Origin of the sequence: Eoetvoesiella caeni (assembly GCF_003315175.1) — a bacterium.
In the GTDB taxonomy this organism is placed as follows: Bacteria; Pseudomonadota; Gammaproteobacteria; order Burkholderiales; family Burkholderiaceae_B; genus Eoetvoesia; species Eoetvoesia caeni.
Window position 1 is genome coordinate 69,283 of record NZ_QNRQ01000010.1, and the last position, 14,637, is coordinate 83,919.

A 14,637-nucleotide genomic window follows, 5' to 3' on the forward strand; every position below is an offset into this window, starting at 1 on the left:
GCGCCACCATCAATACGGTACGGGGTGCATCCGGCAAGCTCACCTCCTCAGCCACTCCGTTTCGCCAATCGCGCGAGCGCGCTTGATGAGCCGCCTCACTGCAGGCGAAGGCTCCGTCTGGCGCAAAACAAGATGAGTATGTACGGGAATGGGCTCACCCGCCAAGGGGCGCATGACGATGCCCATAGGCTGCAAAGCGACGATGCGAGACATAGCGCCGAAACCAATACCGTAACCGGCCGCAACCAGCAAAGCCATCATGTCAAAGGAGCGCACCCACTCTTGGGAAGGTGGCTTGATCTGCGGACACACCAACAGACGTTCGACCTGCTGACTGACTACCGCATGGTCTTCCATATCCATTAGCACCAATGGGTATTGAGCAGCCTGGGCGATAGGAATTTTGGAAAAGGCCAGCAAGGGGGATCGTACTGACACAGCTGCCGCCAGCACATCCTCCCACAGTACAGCTATTTCCAGAGAACTGATCCGCTTTCGGCCGTCCAGGGACAGCCCGGCACAGTAGCGGCCATCTTCAACACCCCGCAGCTGATTTTCGACCGTGGTCTCCACCAGTCGTACAGGCGTTTCGGGCTCCTCGGCCCGCTGCCAAGCCAATAGAGCCGCCAGTGGCGGCATCAACGCACCTGAGGAGACAGCGATTTGTAACGGTTCAGGAATCATAATCGCGGGCGGAGGGACTCTCTGAAAACCCGAATTCACCCGGAACTTGCTAAGCAGGTTAGGGGAGTCCCTGACCAACATTCCATCGATCTATCTGTTTGCCTTCGTCTGCATGAGCCAGCAGAGATGCCTCTCATTGTACCTGTTTTGGGTACAGGCACCGTGTACCGATAAAAGGTACATGGTGAATCGAACCATTTATTCTCCTGAAATGCGGACGTTAACCACCTGGTTGCGCGAACAGCGTGAGCGCCAGGGGTTGACCATGCGCACCTTGGCCGATCGCTTGGGCAAGCCGCACTCCTTCGTCCAGAAGGTGGAGCAAGGGGAACGCCGACTAGATGTTGTCGAATACCTCTGGTATTGCTCCGCACTTGGTGCACCTCCGAAAGATGGCATCGACCTGATTTCGAACCTCCACATCTCCCTTTCCCTGCAGGAAACCCGCTCTCACAATAAGCGTTGAACCTCCAGAAACCCACCGGCTAAAGCCGCACACACTTGGAGCATTTACGTCGGTTGCCCGTTAAGATAGAATTCCAAGTAAGAATTCTTACCTTACAGGAACGCAACCATGCAAGTCACTGAGAAAGGCCAAATCACGATCCCTAAGCGCCTGCGTGACGCTGTTGGTATCCTGCCCGGCAGCCAGGTGTCCTTCGTGCTGGACGGTGGAAAAATCATCATCCAGAAGGCTGGCACGGGAACGAACGACCGTCGAGCGGCACTCCGTGCGGCGGCGGCCAAAGTGCGCACAAGCCTGGATCAGCCATTCAGGCAAATGGACAGCGAGGCCATCATGGCGTTTTTGCGTCCGGATGACGAACATGCTTGATCTGTCCAAGTACGACGGCTCGGCGGGGTTTCTGGTCGACACCAACATATGGATAGACTGCATGGATCCAGAAAGCCACTGGCACGAGTGGTCCGTGGACCAGATCCAGCAATGCAGCGAACAGGCGCCCCTGCACATCAATCTGGTGATCTACACCGAGTTGCTGATCCCAGGCCCGGATATCGAAGCGCTGGATGTGATGCTCGACGTCTACGGCACGCTGCGCAGCCCCCTGCCATGGTCCTGTGCAGGGCTGGCGGCAAAAGCGTATTTGAACTACCGTCGAGGTGGCGGCACACGCCTTGTTCCGCTGCCCGATTTCTACATCGGCGCCCATGCCGCGGCAGCTAATCTGAGCGTGCTCAGCCGCGACGTGCGGCCTTACCGAAACTATTTCCCGCGCTTGCATTGCATCGGCCCAAGTTAGAGGCAAGAAGACAGCAGGTGACGACCATGGACACAACAACCCGTATCAGCACTGCAGAACGCTTCGGCCGACTCCTCGGCCTCGGCTGGCGCGCCTACGCGCGCGGCGAGTTGCAGGTGTCAAAGCGGCTGGCATCTCAAGGAGTGCCAATAACGGGAGCTGTCGCGCTGCTGTGGTTGGTCAAGCTAACCGCGCTGGGATTGCTGCTCTATGCAGCTTTTTGGCTTGCTATGCTGGTTGTGTTTCTTGTCGCAGGAGCCTGGGTTGCGCGAAATGCAGAGTGGGATGAGCCCGAAACGGAATGGCGTACTGGACCTGCCGGATTTGGCTTGTATCGAGGCGATATACGTATCGACGTCGGAGACCCCTACGAAGAAGACTAGGGGCACCCACGAAATGCTTATCTAAGAGACTTTGATACCGTTCCAGGGCCTTTGCCGCCTGCTGACTTTGCTCCATCCGTAGAGGACGTCATCATCTGCACGAAATTTCCGGCTCGCACGCCGACCCACCCAAGTGCTGCGATCCAAAACCCAGGCAATACGACGAACATTGTTCCTATAACAAAGTTCAATAACATATCCCCAAAACTGTTGTTCAGCCCCATCAGGGGATTGAAATTCGAAACCGGGCGGTTCCAGCCGAACCCCCAGCCATAGAGCGCATCAAGGATCGTACTGTCGATCCAACGGGCGAGCTGAAACCAGAAGTCCACGAAAAAGAGCGCAAACTGCACGATGCTGACAGTGATGACTGTCTTCAAATCGTAAGTGCCCACGACCAGCACGAGCGGAATGCAGATGACAAGCGCCATCTTGAGCAGCGCTAACACCATGGGCAATGCCTGCCTCACCACGTCCATGGCCGGAAACGCCGCCAGTCCCCCGACCGCCATTCCCACGTCGCCTGCGGCGCGCGTCACGACGTTCGGTACGCTTTTATCGACCTGGCCACCATAGTCGGTGTAGATAGAACCCCGGTTGAGCTTCTGCTGCTGCGGCGAGGCGATCGTCCGGATCACGGAATCGTCCACCTCGGCCCGGCTCAAGAATCCAGCCCAACCCGCCAGCCGCGTGAGTAGGTTCGGGTTCACCTGGCCGAGCAGCCGTGCCCGCAGTCCGTCGCCACCATCGGCCCACCACTGCCTGCAAGTCGGATAGCCACCGCCACCGGGGCTCTGTGCGAGCCCCGCATCCCGGTCACTGTCGTAAGGCCAATCCTCACGCGGCGTGCTGGATCGATGGCTATCGTAGTAGCCGGCCGTGTCGGTGAAAAAGTGCGAACCGATCCAGCTCACATCGTGCATCTGCGCCTCATCAAGCTGCGGGCGCTGCATGAACAGCTTGGCACGAGCCGGCCCGTAGCAGTCGTGCGTGAAGTCTGCCACCTCCTGGGCAAGCACGGGATTATCGATGCGTGTCGCGTCGATCTCCATCCTCATTTGCCGCAGATCAGTACCGCAGGGGATCGCTGCAACCGAGGCACCCGTGACGGCTCGCGAGAGTGCATGCATGAAGGCCCACCAGACGGGCAGTTTCGCCGACTGGTTATTGAGCGTGCTGAAAGACTGCGACCAGCCCGTCTCGGCAGGTTGAGGTACGCTGACCTGACACTGGGCGGAGCGCGAACCATCATACTGAATGGTGTTCAGATCTACGTCGATGAACGGTATGCCGGCGAACATCACGACCACAATAGCAACGAACACCCGGTTCTCGATGCGCGCAGCCGAGAGCGCCCCCTTGTTGCCCTCATCGGCCCCTTCGGTACGGGCCCTGAGCCACTCCTGAAGAATGATCGCCAGGAAGGGTAGCGCGAATACCCCGCTGGATACCAGCACCGCCCAAATGCCATTGTTGACGACCCAGGACACCAGCGTCAGGTAATACTCCAGGTAGTCGGTCGTGAAAAGCGTCATGGCCCGAATTTCCCGTCAATCCTGCATCAACAGGCTGGCTTCCAGCGCTACGATGGCGACAATACCGGCGATCTCGCTGCGCACCAGACGACGCCGTGCCTGCGCGTCGGCCTCGCACGCCAGCAGCCGACGACGCATCCAGGCCCAGCCATAGGCCGTAGCGGTGTACAGGCACAGTCGCCACACCAGGAAGTAGCCCGAAGTAGCTGCGAGCCACCGCTTCCAGCCGGCCACGCCGCCAACGAGATGGATGCCGACCATGTTCGCGACTGCGGCGGCAGCGGCGAGCACCACCGTCCAAAGCAGCACCCTCGCCACCCGCCGGCCGAACAACCACCGTGGGCGCCGCCAACTGACGCTCACCGGGTTCACGGGTTGCCTCCGGAATTGCCCTTCTGCAACTGGTCAAGGCGGTCGGGCACCGGATCACCTTCGTAGACTCCACGAGAACCGGCGGCGCGCGTGCCGTGACGTTGGATGATGGCCATGGGCGAGTTGTTCGCCAGCTCGCGCCGCAATTCCAGTTCGGTCTTGAGGTTGCGGATCTCGCGATCAAGCGTGTCGCTCTCCCGGTTCACGGCATCGACTGCAAGTTCGTTGGCCGCCACGTTGGGCTCCTTCTTGCCAGTCAGCAGGGTTCGCTGAAGCAGCAACGCTTTCTCCAGGACGGAGGACAACGCAACTTCGGAGGCTAGGCGCCGCGACAGCAGATCTTGGTCGGGTTCGTCGCGCAGGGCTTCGACAACCCCACGCGTAATCGGCAAGGAAGAACTGCCCGCCTCGCGCAAGTTCTGGAACGTCGTTTTGCGTGAGCCGGAGACCAGCTCTTGCAAAACATCGAGCTTTGCCTCGTATTCCTCCTGGATCAGTGGCGTCAACCCTACGCCGGGCACCGTCTCGGTCTTGGTGCAGGAATCGCATGTGCGCTGTTCCTTCTCACCCAGAACCCGCGTGGCCCACTCCTCGGCTGCCTGCGGCGAGCTCCAAGTCTGGCAAGACAGGCTCGCGCAATTGGCGGGCGAGATGGTGGACGTATCGGCCACGCCTCGACCATTGACCAAGTTGTAGCCCGCACGAGTCACGTCACCTACTACCCGGATCGCGGGCTGGCCCGTGCCACCGGCATTGCCGCCACCCACCCAGGGGACGCCATCATTGCCTCGACGCGTCTCAGCCTGCTCGACAGCCGAGACGGCGTCCGCGCTCCCAACCGAGTCCCGTAGTGCCATGCCTTCGGCCATCTGGCTCCATCCGAGTTGGCCGCCAGCCATGTCGGCCATCTTCTCGGCCATGGCACGACACGTCAGCTTGGAGCGGTCAAAATCCAGCCGTGCTTGCAGCACACCGTTTGTGAGCAGGTTGTAAAGGCCGGGATCGGCGCGCTGGATGATGAGCGCGGGCAGCGAGGCTACGGCGCTGGTGGCGTTCTGGATCACGTTGCTCATGATCTGCTGAAAGCCGTTGGTGATGCCGTTCAGTTGATTGCGCAGCGTCGTCGTGATGCTCATGTCGCCGCAGATCAAATTGCTGTTCCAGCCTGCGCCGACTCCGATCGAGCGCATGCCGGCCGCCCGGCCCATGGAGACCGCACTGCCGCCGCCAACCGAGTACATCACCTCATCGCCGATGACGGAACCACCGGTCTGATAGCCGGTCTGCGCCCACGCCAAGCCGCCCGCCATGAATACCCCGGCCAGAGCCGCCGTGCGCATCAGGCGACACGTCCCAGTCGAGAGATTCATCCGTCCACAAAACTTAATCATTGCAACCTCAGTTGAAATCCGTACTGCCCAGGAACACCTGCCCCATGCGACGGCAGCAACTGTATGGCCTCCAAAGCGCCCAGGCGTAATCACCGCGCAGCGCCTGAGTGCGCACATCGCCATGCGGGAACACTGCACACGAGTTCGACAGCCTGGGGGTCAGTTCCTGCCATTTGCCGCTAGAAGCGTCACCTTCGACCAGGGCACCAGCCGGCCAATAGCCATCATGGGAGCCCGCAAGCAGCGGTTGGTAGACATGCACCTGGCCGCGTCGGGTCACAATGTCGCCGACACGCTGCGCCACGACTGCGCCGCTCTCGTAGTCGTCAACCTGATGCAGGAAGCCTCCGCGCGGGTAGACGCTACCCCACAGGTTCTGTCCAGTGCGGGTGCCGATCTCGCGCATGCCGGGGATCAACGCTTCTGGGTATGCCATCTCGGGCAGGTTGTAGCGCCAGGCGACCGTATCGAGCGTACTGAGCAGATAGGGCATGAAAGCCGTGCCCGCTCCCGCGCAGCTATAGCCAAAGCCTGCGGCAAACTGCCGGAACGCTTCGCCACCCGGATGCCCGATGACATCACTATTTTTGAATTTGGCGAGATTGTTTTCGCTGTCATGGTTGAATGTGCCGTCGCCGCCGGCCTGTGCCGTGGGGTTGGGCAAGCTCATCGCACGCACCTCCACCCACGGGTTTTCGCCGGTGTTCGAGTAGCTCGACACCACGGCGTCCGGGACGTAATGACGCACCTTGACCGAAGTGCGCACCGAGCAACCGTGCCACGAGCAGTACAGCCAATAGCAAAGACCCGTCACCCGATACTCCAAGCAATCGGGAGACAGCGCCGAAGCGATGATCGCCGCAGTATTGAGCGCAAAGGACGGCGAGGTGGCAGCCAGCAGCAGCGCGGCGATGCTGACACGCAGGCGGCGCGCACGCGTCATGGCTGCGCGCTCCGGTGCGCCTCGATACGGGCAATCGCCTTGGCGATATCTGGCTCGCCGTACACCACATAGCGGCCATCCACGATCACCGCCGGGATCGTGGTAACCCCCAGGCTCCAGGCATCGACCACGCCCCGATAGCTGGTTGCAATCCGGTGCCGTAACGCCTCACCGCCTCTCTCCAGGCGCTCTCGCACAATGGCTGCGCTGCGCGAAGGGTCAGCGGGCAGGTTGGCGGCCAACTGCGCTTCGATGCGTGCAGGCTCGTCCAGCACAATGATCCGCACCCCCGCCGGCACCTGCAGCGGATGCCGGCTATCGACGACAGCCAGGACATCGGCAGCAAAGGCCAAGTTACTCAGCAAAGCCACGCACAGACTAATGAGCAGCCAGCAGCACCAGGCATTGAAGCGAGAGAAGATGAGCATGTCGTGCCACCGTCGAGTTGTTCACTGTGATAGTCAACTCCATTGCGACAAACGGCACGACAGACAACACGGCACTGCCACTTCCCGATTGTTCTCTTTTCCCACACAGCCCTACATAAAAGCCTGCAGGCTACCTGGGCATATCGCCGACAAGCTCGACAGGCATCTCGGTGGAAGCACTGCTGGAAGCGGCGACGGGATCGCCGACCGCCAGCATATCCATGGCGGATATCAGGGCATCACCTTCGACAGGCCCCTGCAGCAAGATTGCGTGGTGCGTCTGGCGATCCTGCATACGCAGCGACGGCGTGGCGGCCACTCCACCCTTCGTCGCAGCCTGGGCCTGGGCGCGGATCAGCGCGTTGGGTCGATCGCTTGCCAGGCACTGCTCAATGGCAGGCGTGGCGTCGGGGTAGCGCAGGCCGGTGGGCAAACCCAGGCCATCGCCACGCGTGTGGACATAGATCCACTGGGCCGCACGCCAGAAGGCAGCGCTCCCGCCCGCCTCGCCGACACATTCGGCAAGGCGCGCCTCGGTCGATGCTGCTGGCTCATGCGCGCGTAGCGGCAAATGGTGCCATTGCAGAACCACGTCGGAGTTCTGATCCACCCACTGCGTGAGCACTGGAAAATAGGCCCGGCAAAACGGGCATTCGAAATCTGCATAGAGAGTCAGCACGAAGCGTCCCTGCGGATTGCCCAGCACCCAGGGGGGCGCTACCACCTGTGCATCGTCCTCTGAGGCCGGTGGTGACGCAGGCTCGCCAGGCGATCCGGATAGGAACCAGGTGAGCAGTGCCGCCACCAGTATCGCAGTCACGGCCGGGAACCAGCGAGATCGCCTGCAGAAGTGCCTGCACAAGGTCTGCAACCGGATCGGAGCAAGGTATCTTGGAGTCATTGCACCCTCCAGCGGTTATTGCGGCAGATCTAACGCGGGTGACTCTATGCCGCGCGCCTGATCGATTCTCTCGGCCACTTTGAAGGCGGCGTCAAGTTCGCTGATACCGTACTGCTGCATGAGTTGATAGCGCTCCGCCTTCTCTTCAGGCTCGGTTTGCGCAAGCGCGAGATACAGACTGGGCGGCACGGCGCGAAACAGCACTTCCATGGCCTTCGACAGGATCACCCCTTCGGTGAACTTTCCCGCTTCCTTGCGCGCCGAGAGCATCAGCGCCTTCTGCGCTGGACTCAACTCGCGAAAGCGCGCGATCTTCTCCACCTCGTCGGGGGGCATCGACAGGCACACCCACCACTCGATCATGTTGAGCATGGGCTCAGCCGCGCGCGGCAGGTCGTCGATGTTCTGTGTCGCCAACCAGAACCAGGCGCCAAGCTTTCTCCACATCTTCGTGATCTTGACCACATAGGGCGCAAGCAGCGGATTTTTGGTCACGATATGACCTTCATCCGTCACGTTGATGATCGGGCGACCCAAGTACTGGTCACGCTCCGCGATATTGTTCACTGTGCTGATCAGGCTGATGTAGGCAATAGAGAGCTGCGCGTTGTAGCCCTCGCGGGCATAGGTCGCGAGATCCACCAAGGTGATATCGGCCTCTGGCCAGGGCGTGCCCGGGCGATCGAACATCTCGCCGTCAGTGCCCTGACAGAACATATCCATCGCATCCGCCATCTCCAGTAACCGCCCGCGCCGCATCTCGGGCAGTGTCGGATCCTGGCCGCGTGTGCGCAGCGCATCGCGTACGTCGCGCGTGAGCACCGTGCGCTGCTCGGCCACGCAATGCTCGGCGGCATCGAGAATGCACTGCCGGATGAGCGAGCGGTCAGCCCGCGTCATCCGGGCTTCTTCTTTGTCCTCGCCGCCCGTGATCATGAGGCGCGCGGTAATCTCCAACTCGCCCAGCACGTCGCGCTGCTCGTCGGCCTCGGCGGGCGCAGCCTCCGGCGGCTGATCCTCGTCCAGCGCATCGGCATCAAGCGTCTGCACGGCACTGGGCGTCTCGATCAACCGGCGCGCATCGGCAAAAGGCGCGAGGCTCACCCCCGCTCCCGGCGCAAGCTTGACGCGGTGGACCGTCAGGCCAAGTTTGCGTGCGAAGTCGCTGAACAAGCCAAAGCTGTTGCCAGCCTCCACGATAAAGAGGCGCGGCCGATAGACGGCCGTGACCTGGTTCAGCAAGTTGTTGAGCGTCGCGCTCTTGCCCGAGCCCGTGGGGCCGAACAGGAACAGGTGCGCATTCATCTGCCGATCCAGGCGATTGAGCGGATCGAAGGTGATCGGGCCGCCGCCCCGGTTGAACATCGTGATGCCGGGATGCCCCGTACCCTGGGCGCGTCCCCACACCGGCGACAAGTTCGCCGCGTGCTGCACGAACATCAATTGGGTAAACCATTGCCTGCGGTCCTGGCTGGGGGTATAGCAGCACGGGAGCCAGCGCAAGTAACTATTGAGTGGCGCCACCTCGTCATCCTCGCGCACCGGCTGCAACCCCGCGTTGAGCATCACATTCACCAGATCCAGGCCGCGCCGATCCAGTTCGGCTTCGTTGCGCCCGCGAAGGTAGAAGGCGAGCGTGCCCCGGTAGAGCTTGTGCGCGCTACCGATCAGGGAGCGGGCCTCATGCACGTCCTTGAGCGTCTGCTCGGAGGCCAGGGTCTCGCCCACCGCCTTCTTGGCCAAGTGGTTCAAGTGCGATTCTAGGACGTCCTGGGGCGTGGCGACCATCGTCAGGCACATCATCGTGTCTTCGGGCATCTGGTCGAACAGCGTGTTGATCGCATCGCCCTTGCGGGTTTCACCGGTCAAGTGCCCGGTGCTGGGCGGCGTGCGTAGCCGATCGGTGATGAGCACGCGATGCGGCATGCCATCGAAGTACCAGGTACCGTGCGTTGCGTCTGAGCGTGGCTGTCCGAAGAACAGCCGCTGGCTGAAATCCCGCCCACTGGCCAGCTCGATCTCGCCGTCCTCACCGTCTTGCGTGCTATCAGGGTAGCGTGCCAGCGCATAGAAGCGCTCCCGATCCTCGGCGCCCGGCCCGAGCAGCGTGGGCGCGGGATTGAACCAGCGCAGCAGCCAGTCGTGAATGCTGGCTGCGTCCAGGCGCCGCGCCTGGATGCCGGCGTTCGCCAGCCCGCCGCACAGGCGGTCGCAGACGATGTTCAGCATCTGCTCGGGCGTCTGGCCGCGCCGGTTCACCTGGCCGGTAGAACGGCGGTAGACAACCATGCGCACACGCCGCGTCTGGCCGCGCCAGCGCAGCCTCGTCACGGCGGTATCCTCGAACAGGCCCCCGGGCTTGGCCACGGCCCGTAGGTGATGGGCAAAAAAGCGCAGGTAGAACTCGGTGAATGCCGTGCCGCGCGCCCGTGGCTGCACATAGTCGCGCAAGGTGCGCATGTATTCATCAAAACTGGGCTCGTCCTGGGCGTAAAGCTGAAGTACCCAGGGGTTCTCGTCCAGTTCGTCGAAGCTGTCCTGTAGTGCGTTTTCCAGCGCATCGCGGGCCTGGGCGAGCCACACGGGTTCCCGGCCCTCGGTGCCCAGCGGCGTCAGCTCGTAGAAGGCCGCCACGGACTGCCCGTCCTCCAGCAGCATCGACTTGGACTCGGGCTGGAACTCCACCCAGGGCAGCAACTCCACGAACGAGGGGGCCACGTCGTAGAGCGCCTGCTCGTCGGCCACGGTCGCGGGCTGGCGGCCCTGGACCGCCGCTCCAGGCTCAGGGACACCCGCTTCGCGCAAGGTTTGCACATGGCGCTGCCAGCCGTCTGGTGCGCCATCGTCGGTGGCGTCCCCAGTACCGGCGCCGGACAACCTGGGCCAGGGGAGCTTCCAGCGCATCAATAATCCTCAGTGCGTTCGCCCGGCATGGCGTACTGGATGCGCTGATACAGCGGGAACACCGTCGTGTAGCCTGGCACGGGCACGGGATCGGTGCCCGCAAGGTGCGGGAAGACGTACATCACGAGATCGGGATTGGGCAGGCGCTGGAACTGGCGATGGATCTCGCTTTGCGCGGTGCGCGTGTAGCGCAACTGCTCGGCCGGCGCCGCCTGCACATCGACCTCGGTCAGTGGCCGGCGCAGACTCTGGCGTGCATCGAGCAACTGGCGCCCGGCCACCTGGCCCGTACCTCCACCAGAACCTGCGTCAGCCGCCTGTTGCCAGATGTCCATCATGGTGTGATCGCCATGAGTCAGCAATTCATCCTTGCTGGTGGCGCAGCCGCCCAGCAGAGCAAGGGAGGCGGCCAGAGCAAGGCCCTTGGCGAGGTCAGTCAAGTTCGAGCGCATGAGCTTCTCCTGCACGATGATCGACGCGCCGTCCCTCGGGGTCGAAGTCGATGGCGAGCGGTTTTTCGAGGTGGACAGCGACCTTGGCGCCGGGCTGCACATAGATCGCAGCGAAGGCCTGGCCGTAGAGCTTGTTCACCCAATCGGCCATGTCGCGCACGCCACCGGCCAGGATGCGGCCCACGGCCTCGTTGCCGGAGATGCCGACGGTCCCGACTGAGCCATCGGCCCCTACATAGGACATCTGGCCGCTGTCGCTCTCGATAAGCGAGGCCACGCCGGCGCCAGCCGCCGTGATGAGCGCCTGGCTGCCCAGGTACTGCTGGGCGTTGCTGCGCCGTTCGCCAGAGACGCAGGGGATGCCGTACGGATCGCTGATCCAGCCCAGGCCATCTTGCTGCTGGTTACCCTGCTGTTTGCCGTCGCGGTCTTCGGGGATGGTGCGGATCGTGCCATCGTGAAACACAAATGTGATGCTGCGCACCTGGCCGCGCACGCACGAGAGCGTCCAATCACCCGAGGCCGTGCCCGAGAACACGGCGCCAGCCACATCGGGGATGTCGATGCCGTTGGCCGTGAGATTGTCGGGGCCGACCAGGACTTTGAATGGATACGGGTCGTTCACCGTGCCATCAATCGGCACGCGGCCAATGAGCGCGGTCATCGCCACCGACCCCATCAAAGTCGAGTTGGTCGGCACGGTATAGACGGGCGTGGCGCTCTTGACGCCCGCAGCGCGTGCGCCCGCGTTCGCCACGGTCTGCGCCGTGGCCTCCAGCGTGCGCTGCGCCGGCCCGAAGCTGGTCGGAAAGCTCAGGCTACTGCCTGCCTTGCCGCGCCCGTCGGTCTGCTTCGCATCGTCGGGTTCCACCCAGCGCAGGCCCCCTTCCATGCCGGCCTCATCGCCCTCGCGCAGGCCCAGGCCCACGGGCAGATCAGCGTGGCCGCTGCCACCAATGCTGTCCAGGCGCCGTTGCAAGTCGGCCAGTAGCCCCTGGGTCTGCTGGCGCTCACTTGCGGCCTGCTGCTGGTCACGACGCAGGTTCGAGCGTTCGGATTCGAGCGCCGAACTGACGCGCTGATCGATCGAGTTCTCGCGCTGACGCAGCCGCTGGTTCTCGGCACGCTGGGCCTTGTTGTCGGAAAGCGCGCTCTGAAGCTCGGTGCGCAGTTGCTTGACCTGGCCGACCAGCGTGGCTACGGTGTCGCGCGGCGTATCGCCCTCGATGCCCAGCGCCTTCATTTCCTCGGGCGTGAGCTGGGCGCCCGCATCAACCTGGGACGGTGCGGTCTTGCCGCCGCCCGAGAACAACCGGATACCGACAAACATCACGAGCAGCAGCACCGGGATCATCAGCCACTTCAAAAGGCCGTTACTGCGCATGAGGGGCCTCCTTCCTGTCGCCTTCGGCTTCGGGCGGCGGCAGATTAACAGCCGGATCGAAGCGATTGATGGCCGGGAGCAGCGACTGCGCAAGGCCATGGCCGCGCGTCACCAGGTACAGGACGGTGGTGTCCTCGGGGGCGCCGCGCGGGCCGAGCTTATCGTGCTGAAAGGCGGCGGTCAGGAAGTCGCCCTGCAGCACGCGCGGGTCGAGCGTGACCCAGCCCGCGCCCGTGTTGGTCAGGCGCACGGCCGTGACCCACTGGTCTTCCAGGCACCACGAGGCGAGTGCGACCGCGCGCACCGGCAGTGTCAGCATCAGCGTGGACAGGTTCAGATCGCGGCGCAGATTGACCCGCATGACGCCCGGCAAAGGTTCAACGGTGCGCAGCGGCGCGTAAAGGTTCTGCGCGGCGAAACGCGTCAGGACAACGGGGATCGGGGTTTCGCGCCCTGGCCCCCGCGTCTGCGTCGGGTCTTGCGCGTGCGCCGGTGCTTTGTCGCCCTGCACCGGCTGGTCGCCGTAGCGCGCGGGACTCGTGTCGCCCTGGACGATACGCACCGGCTCCAATTCAGGCTCGCCGTCTTTGGCCGGCTCGGCGGCAATGTCCAGCAGAATCAGCGCGCCGGTGTCGGCGTCTTGCAGTTGCAGCCGCGTAGGTTCGATCGGCGTGCTGGCGCGCAGGTACACCGCGCCAGCCGCGCTTTGCACGCGCAGGCGCTCGCCCACGTCGGCCGGCACGCCCACGCGCACATTGCGGTCGATGAACACGATGCGCTCCTGGCCGACGCGCAGGGGCACGGCCAGCGGCAGGCGCTCCCAGCGCAGAATCTCCACTGCCTGCGCTAGGGGCGCCGCCGCAAGAAACAGCGCGAGCAAGACTAGAACACGGTGCTTCATGGGGCTTCTCCTTGAGGCGCTTGCAGGGATAGGCCGGCGGGTGTGGGGCTGGTCGGCTGCGGCACGGTGATGCGCTGGGGCGTGCCGTCGTAGCAGTCGAGCGCCAACCCGAACGGATTACGCGCGGGGTCGATGTCAACCTTGACGACCTTGATGGGATAGCGCACCAGCGCGCGTTTGACCTGCTCGGCGCCGTAGTATTCATCGGCGCTGATGTCCAGCGTCACCACCCAGTCCCGGTCGGATACCATGCGCACACGCGCCGTGGGATCGTCGCCATAGCCCCGACCGGGGATTTCGTAGATGCCGCGCACCCGCTGGCGCAGCTCGCCCGTGCTGCGCCGGTAATCGAAATCGGCCTTCAGAAACGCCTGGCAGGCTGGAGTGAGGTACGGCGAAAGCGCATGCAGGTTGCGCGGGTAGTCCTCTTCGCCGTTGGATGGCCAGCGGTTCAACTGCTGGAACACGTAGAACGTGAAGGCATAGACCGATTCGGGCGGCACTTCCCACCACTTTCGAGTGCTGCCCGAACGCAGATCGGGCGGAACGTGGATGGTCAGGTCGCGCGGCGCGCTCCACCAGCCCCCACCCATCACCAGGGCGACGATCACCAGCGCGCCCGCGCCCAGGCGCAGCGTCCTGATGTGCGCTTGCAGGTGAGCTATCTCGTTTTTGAAGCGGCTCATCTCATGCTCCTTGGCATGAGCCTTCGGGTGGCCCAGCAGCCCGAGCGCGAGATGAGCGCCTGGCCGCGCACCCAGCCGGCCAACCGCGGATGGCCTGTCGCGATGCGCCACTGAAGCTGGCGGTACAGCCAGGTGTCTGGGCGTCCGCGCTTGAGCCGGCGCAAGATGCCGCCGCCCACGAACACGCCCAGGGCCACGCCCAGGACGATGAATGTGGGCGCAAGCGCAATCGTGCGAAACATCCATGACAGGGGCGCGCCAACCAGCAGGCCGACGCCGCCAGACAGGCCGCAGCAGATCCACAGCTCGTCGGCGGTCAAGCCGCGCACCACCACCGGGTGGCGATTCAGGCGATGCGGCAGGAACGTGACCGTGCCGTCCGCACGGATGTGCTGGTGCTCGGGCATGCCA

At 63.3% G+C, this 14,637-nt stretch carries 17 protein-coding genes; 4 read left to right on the plus strand and 13 right to left on the minus strand.

Annotation, left to right across the window (positions count from 1 at the left end; genetic code table 11):
• Window positions 1-39: 39 nt before the first annotated feature.
• Window positions 40-684, minus strand: a complete 645-nt coding sequence (locus DFR37_RS16310) for a LysR substrate-binding domain-containing protein (RefSeq protein ID WP_170139942.1) — start codon at window positions 682-684, stop codon at window positions 40-42.
• Window positions 685-865: 181 nt separating this feature from the next.
• Between DFR37_RS16310 and DFR37_RS16315 the strand changes: the two genes are divergently transcribed.
• The 4 genes from DFR37_RS16315 (at window position 866) to DFR37_RS16330 (ending at window position 2,329) form a co-directional block, all read left to right on the plus strand.
• Window positions 866-1,150 (plus strand): helix-turn-helix domain-containing protein, encoded by a 285-nt coding sequence (locus DFR37_RS16315; protein ID WP_242341887.1) that lies wholly within the window; start codon window positions 866-868, stop codon window positions 1,148-1,150.
• Window positions 1,151-1,258: 108 nt separating this feature from the next.
• The gene (locus DFR37_RS16320) at window positions 1,259-1,519 is read left to right on the plus strand and encodes an AbrB/MazE/SpoVT family DNA-binding domain-containing protein (protein ID WP_113934334.1); all 261 of its coding nucleotides are present in this window, start codon (window positions 1,259-1,261) and stop codon (window positions 1,517-1,519) included.
• Entirely contained in the window at window positions 1,512-1,946 is a 435-nt protein-coding gene (locus tag DFR37_RS16325) for a type II toxin-antitoxin system VapC family toxin (protein ID WP_211317262.1), read from the plus strand. The genes DFR37_RS16320 and DFR37_RS16325 overlap by 8 nt, the downstream gene beginning before the upstream one ends.
• A gap of 26 nt (window positions 1,947-1,972) precedes the next feature.
• Window positions 1,973-2,329, plus strand: coding sequence for a DUF3742 family protein (locus DFR37_RS16330; RefSeq protein WP_113934336.1), 357 nt, complete (start codon window positions 1,973-1,975; stop codon window positions 2,327-2,329).
• 17 nt (window positions 2,330-2,346) lie between these two features.
• Here the strand turns inward: DFR37_RS16330 and DFR37_RS16335 are convergent, their stop codons facing one another.
• From DFR37_RS16335 to DFR37_RS16390, 12 genes are all read right to left on the minus strand, one after another.
• Window positions 2,347-3,864, minus strand: coding sequence for a conjugal transfer protein TraG N-terminal domain-containing protein (locus tag DFR37_RS16335; protein ID WP_113934337.1), 1,518 nt, complete (start codon window positions 3,862-3,864; stop codon window positions 2,347-2,349).
• A gap of 15 nt (window positions 3,865-3,879) precedes the next feature.
• On the minus strand, window positions 3,880-4,227 hold the full coding sequence (locus DFR37_RS16340) for a hypothetical protein (protein ID WP_113934411.1): 348 nt from the start codon (window positions 4,225-4,227) through the stop codon (window positions 3,880-3,882).
• Window positions 4,228-4,232: 5 nt separating this feature from the next.
• Window positions 4,233-5,606, minus strand: a complete 1,374-nt coding sequence (locus tag DFR37_RS16345) for an integrating conjugative element protein (protein ID WP_113934338.1) — start codon at window positions 5,604-5,606, stop codon at window positions 4,233-4,235.
• A 28-nt stretch (window positions 5,607-5,634) separates the two neighbouring features.
• Window positions 5,635-6,570, minus strand: coding sequence for a TIGR03756 family integrating conjugative element protein (locus tag DFR37_RS16350; RefSeq protein ID WP_113934339.1), 936 nt, complete (start codon window positions 6,568-6,570; stop codon window positions 5,635-5,637).
• Window positions 6,567-6,998, minus strand: a complete 432-nt coding sequence (locus DFR37_RS16355) for a TIGR03757 family integrating conjugative element protein (protein ID WP_113934340.1) — start codon at window positions 6,996-6,998, stop codon at window positions 6,567-6,569. Before DFR37_RS16355 ends, DFR37_RS16350 begins: the two co-directional genes overlap by 4 nt.
• Before the next feature lie 130 nt (window positions 6,999-7,128).
• Entirely contained in the window at window positions 7,129-7,899 is a 771-nt protein-coding gene (locus tag DFR37_RS16360; RefSeq protein ID WP_113934341.1) for a DsbA family protein, read from the minus strand.
• 15 nt (window positions 7,900-7,914) lie between these two features.
• Window positions 7,915-10,803: a conjugative transfer ATPase gene (locus tag DFR37_RS16365; RefSeq protein ID WP_113934342.1), complete on the minus strand. Its 2,889-nt coding sequence runs from the start codon at window positions 10,801-10,803 to the stop codon at window positions 7,915-7,917.
• A complete protein-coding gene (locus tag DFR37_RS16370; RefSeq protein ID WP_113934343.1) occupies window positions 10,803-11,255 on the minus strand; it encodes a TIGR03751 family conjugal transfer lipoprotein in 453 nt (150 codons plus the stop codon). The genes DFR37_RS16365 and DFR37_RS16370 overlap by 1 nt, the downstream gene beginning before the upstream one ends.
• A complete protein-coding gene (locus DFR37_RS16375) occupies window positions 11,236-12,639 on the minus strand; it encodes a TIGR03752 family integrating conjugative element protein (protein ID WP_113934344.1) in 1,404 nt (467 codons plus the stop codon). The genes DFR37_RS16370 and DFR37_RS16375 overlap by 20 nt, the downstream gene beginning before the upstream one ends.
• Window positions 12,629-13,540, minus strand: coding sequence for a TIGR03749 family integrating conjugative element protein (locus DFR37_RS16380; RefSeq protein ID WP_113934345.1), 912 nt, complete (start codon window positions 13,538-13,540; stop codon window positions 12,629-12,631). The genes DFR37_RS16375 and DFR37_RS16380 overlap by 11 nt, the downstream gene beginning before the upstream one ends.
• Window positions 13,537-14,226: a PFL_4703 family integrating conjugative element protein gene (locus DFR37_RS16385; protein ID WP_113934346.1), complete on the minus strand. Its 690-nt coding sequence runs from the start codon at window positions 14,224-14,226 to the stop codon at window positions 13,537-13,539. Before DFR37_RS16385 ends, DFR37_RS16380 begins: the two co-directional genes overlap by 4 nt.
• Window positions 14,223-14,633: a TIGR03750 family conjugal transfer protein gene (locus DFR37_RS16390; protein WP_113934347.1), complete on the minus strand. Its 411-nt coding sequence runs from the start codon at window positions 14,631-14,633 to the stop codon at window positions 14,223-14,225. Before DFR37_RS16390 ends, DFR37_RS16385 begins: the two co-directional genes overlap by 4 nt.
• Window positions 14,634-14,637 lie beyond the last annotated feature (4 nt).

Bases quoted from the DNA above. Each gene is read 5' to 3' on its own strand.
- DFR37_RS16345 (WP_113934338.1), bottom strand. From the start codon at position 5,606: ATGAATCTCTCGACTGGGACGTGTCGCCTGATGCGCACGGCGGCTCTG.
- DFR37_RS16390 (WP_113934347.1), bottom strand. From the start codon at position 14,633: ATGCCCGAGCACCAGCACATCCGTGCGGACGGCACGGTCACGTTCCTG.
- DFR37_RS16385 (WP_113934346.1), bottom strand. From the start codon at position 14,226: ATGAGCCGCTTCAAAAACGAGATAGCTCACCTGCAAGCGCACATCAGG.
- DFR37_RS16355 (WP_113934340.1), bottom strand. From the start codon at position 6,998: ATGCTCATCTTCTCTCGCTTCAATGCCTGGTGCTGCTGGCTGCTCATT.
- DFR37_RS16380 (WP_113934345.1), bottom strand. From the start codon at position 13,540: ATGAAGCACCGTGTTCTAGTCTTGCTCGCGCTGTTTCTTGCGGCGGCG.
- DFR37_RS16375 (WP_113934344.1), bottom strand. From the start codon at position 12,639: ATGCGCAGTAACGGCCTTTTGAAGTGGCTGATGATCCCGGTGCTGCTG.
- DFR37_RS16330 (WP_113934336.1), top strand. From the start codon at position 1,973: ATGGACACAACAACCCGTATCAGCACTGCAGAACGCTTCGGCCGACTC.
- DFR37_RS16320 (WP_113934334.1), top strand. From the start codon at position 1,259: ATGCAAGTCACTGAGAAAGGCCAAATCACGATCCCTAAGCGCCTGCGT.
- DFR37_RS16365 (WP_113934342.1), bottom strand. From the start codon at position 10,803: ATGCGCTGGAAGCTCCCCTGGCCCAGGTTGTCCGGCGCCGGTACTGGG.
- DFR37_RS16315 (WP_242341887.1), top strand. From the start codon at position 866: ATGGTGAATCGAACCATTTATTCTCCTGAAATGCGGACGTTAACCACC.
- DFR37_RS16310 (WP_170139942.1), bottom strand. From the start codon at position 684: ATGATTCCTGAACCGTTACAAATCGCTGTCTCCTCAGGTGCGTTGATG.
- DFR37_RS16335 (WP_113934337.1), bottom strand. From the start codon at position 3,864: ATGACGCTTTTCACGACCGACTACCTGGAGTATTACCTGACGCTGGTG.
- DFR37_RS16325 (WP_211317262.1), top strand. From the start codon at position 1,512: ATGCTTGATCTGTCCAAGTACGACGGCTCGGCGGGGTTTCTGGTCGAC.
- DFR37_RS16370 (WP_113934343.1), bottom strand. From the start codon at position 11,255: ATGCGCTCGAACTTGACTGACCTCGCCAAGGGCCTTGCTCTGGCCGCC.
- DFR37_RS16360 (WP_113934341.1), bottom strand. From the start codon at position 7,899: ATGACTCCAAGATACCTTGCTCCGATCCGGTTGCAGACCTTGTGCAGG.
- DFR37_RS16350 (WP_113934339.1), bottom strand. From the start codon at position 6,570: ATGACGCGTGCGCGCCGCCTGCGTGTCAGCATCGCCGCGCTGCTGCTG.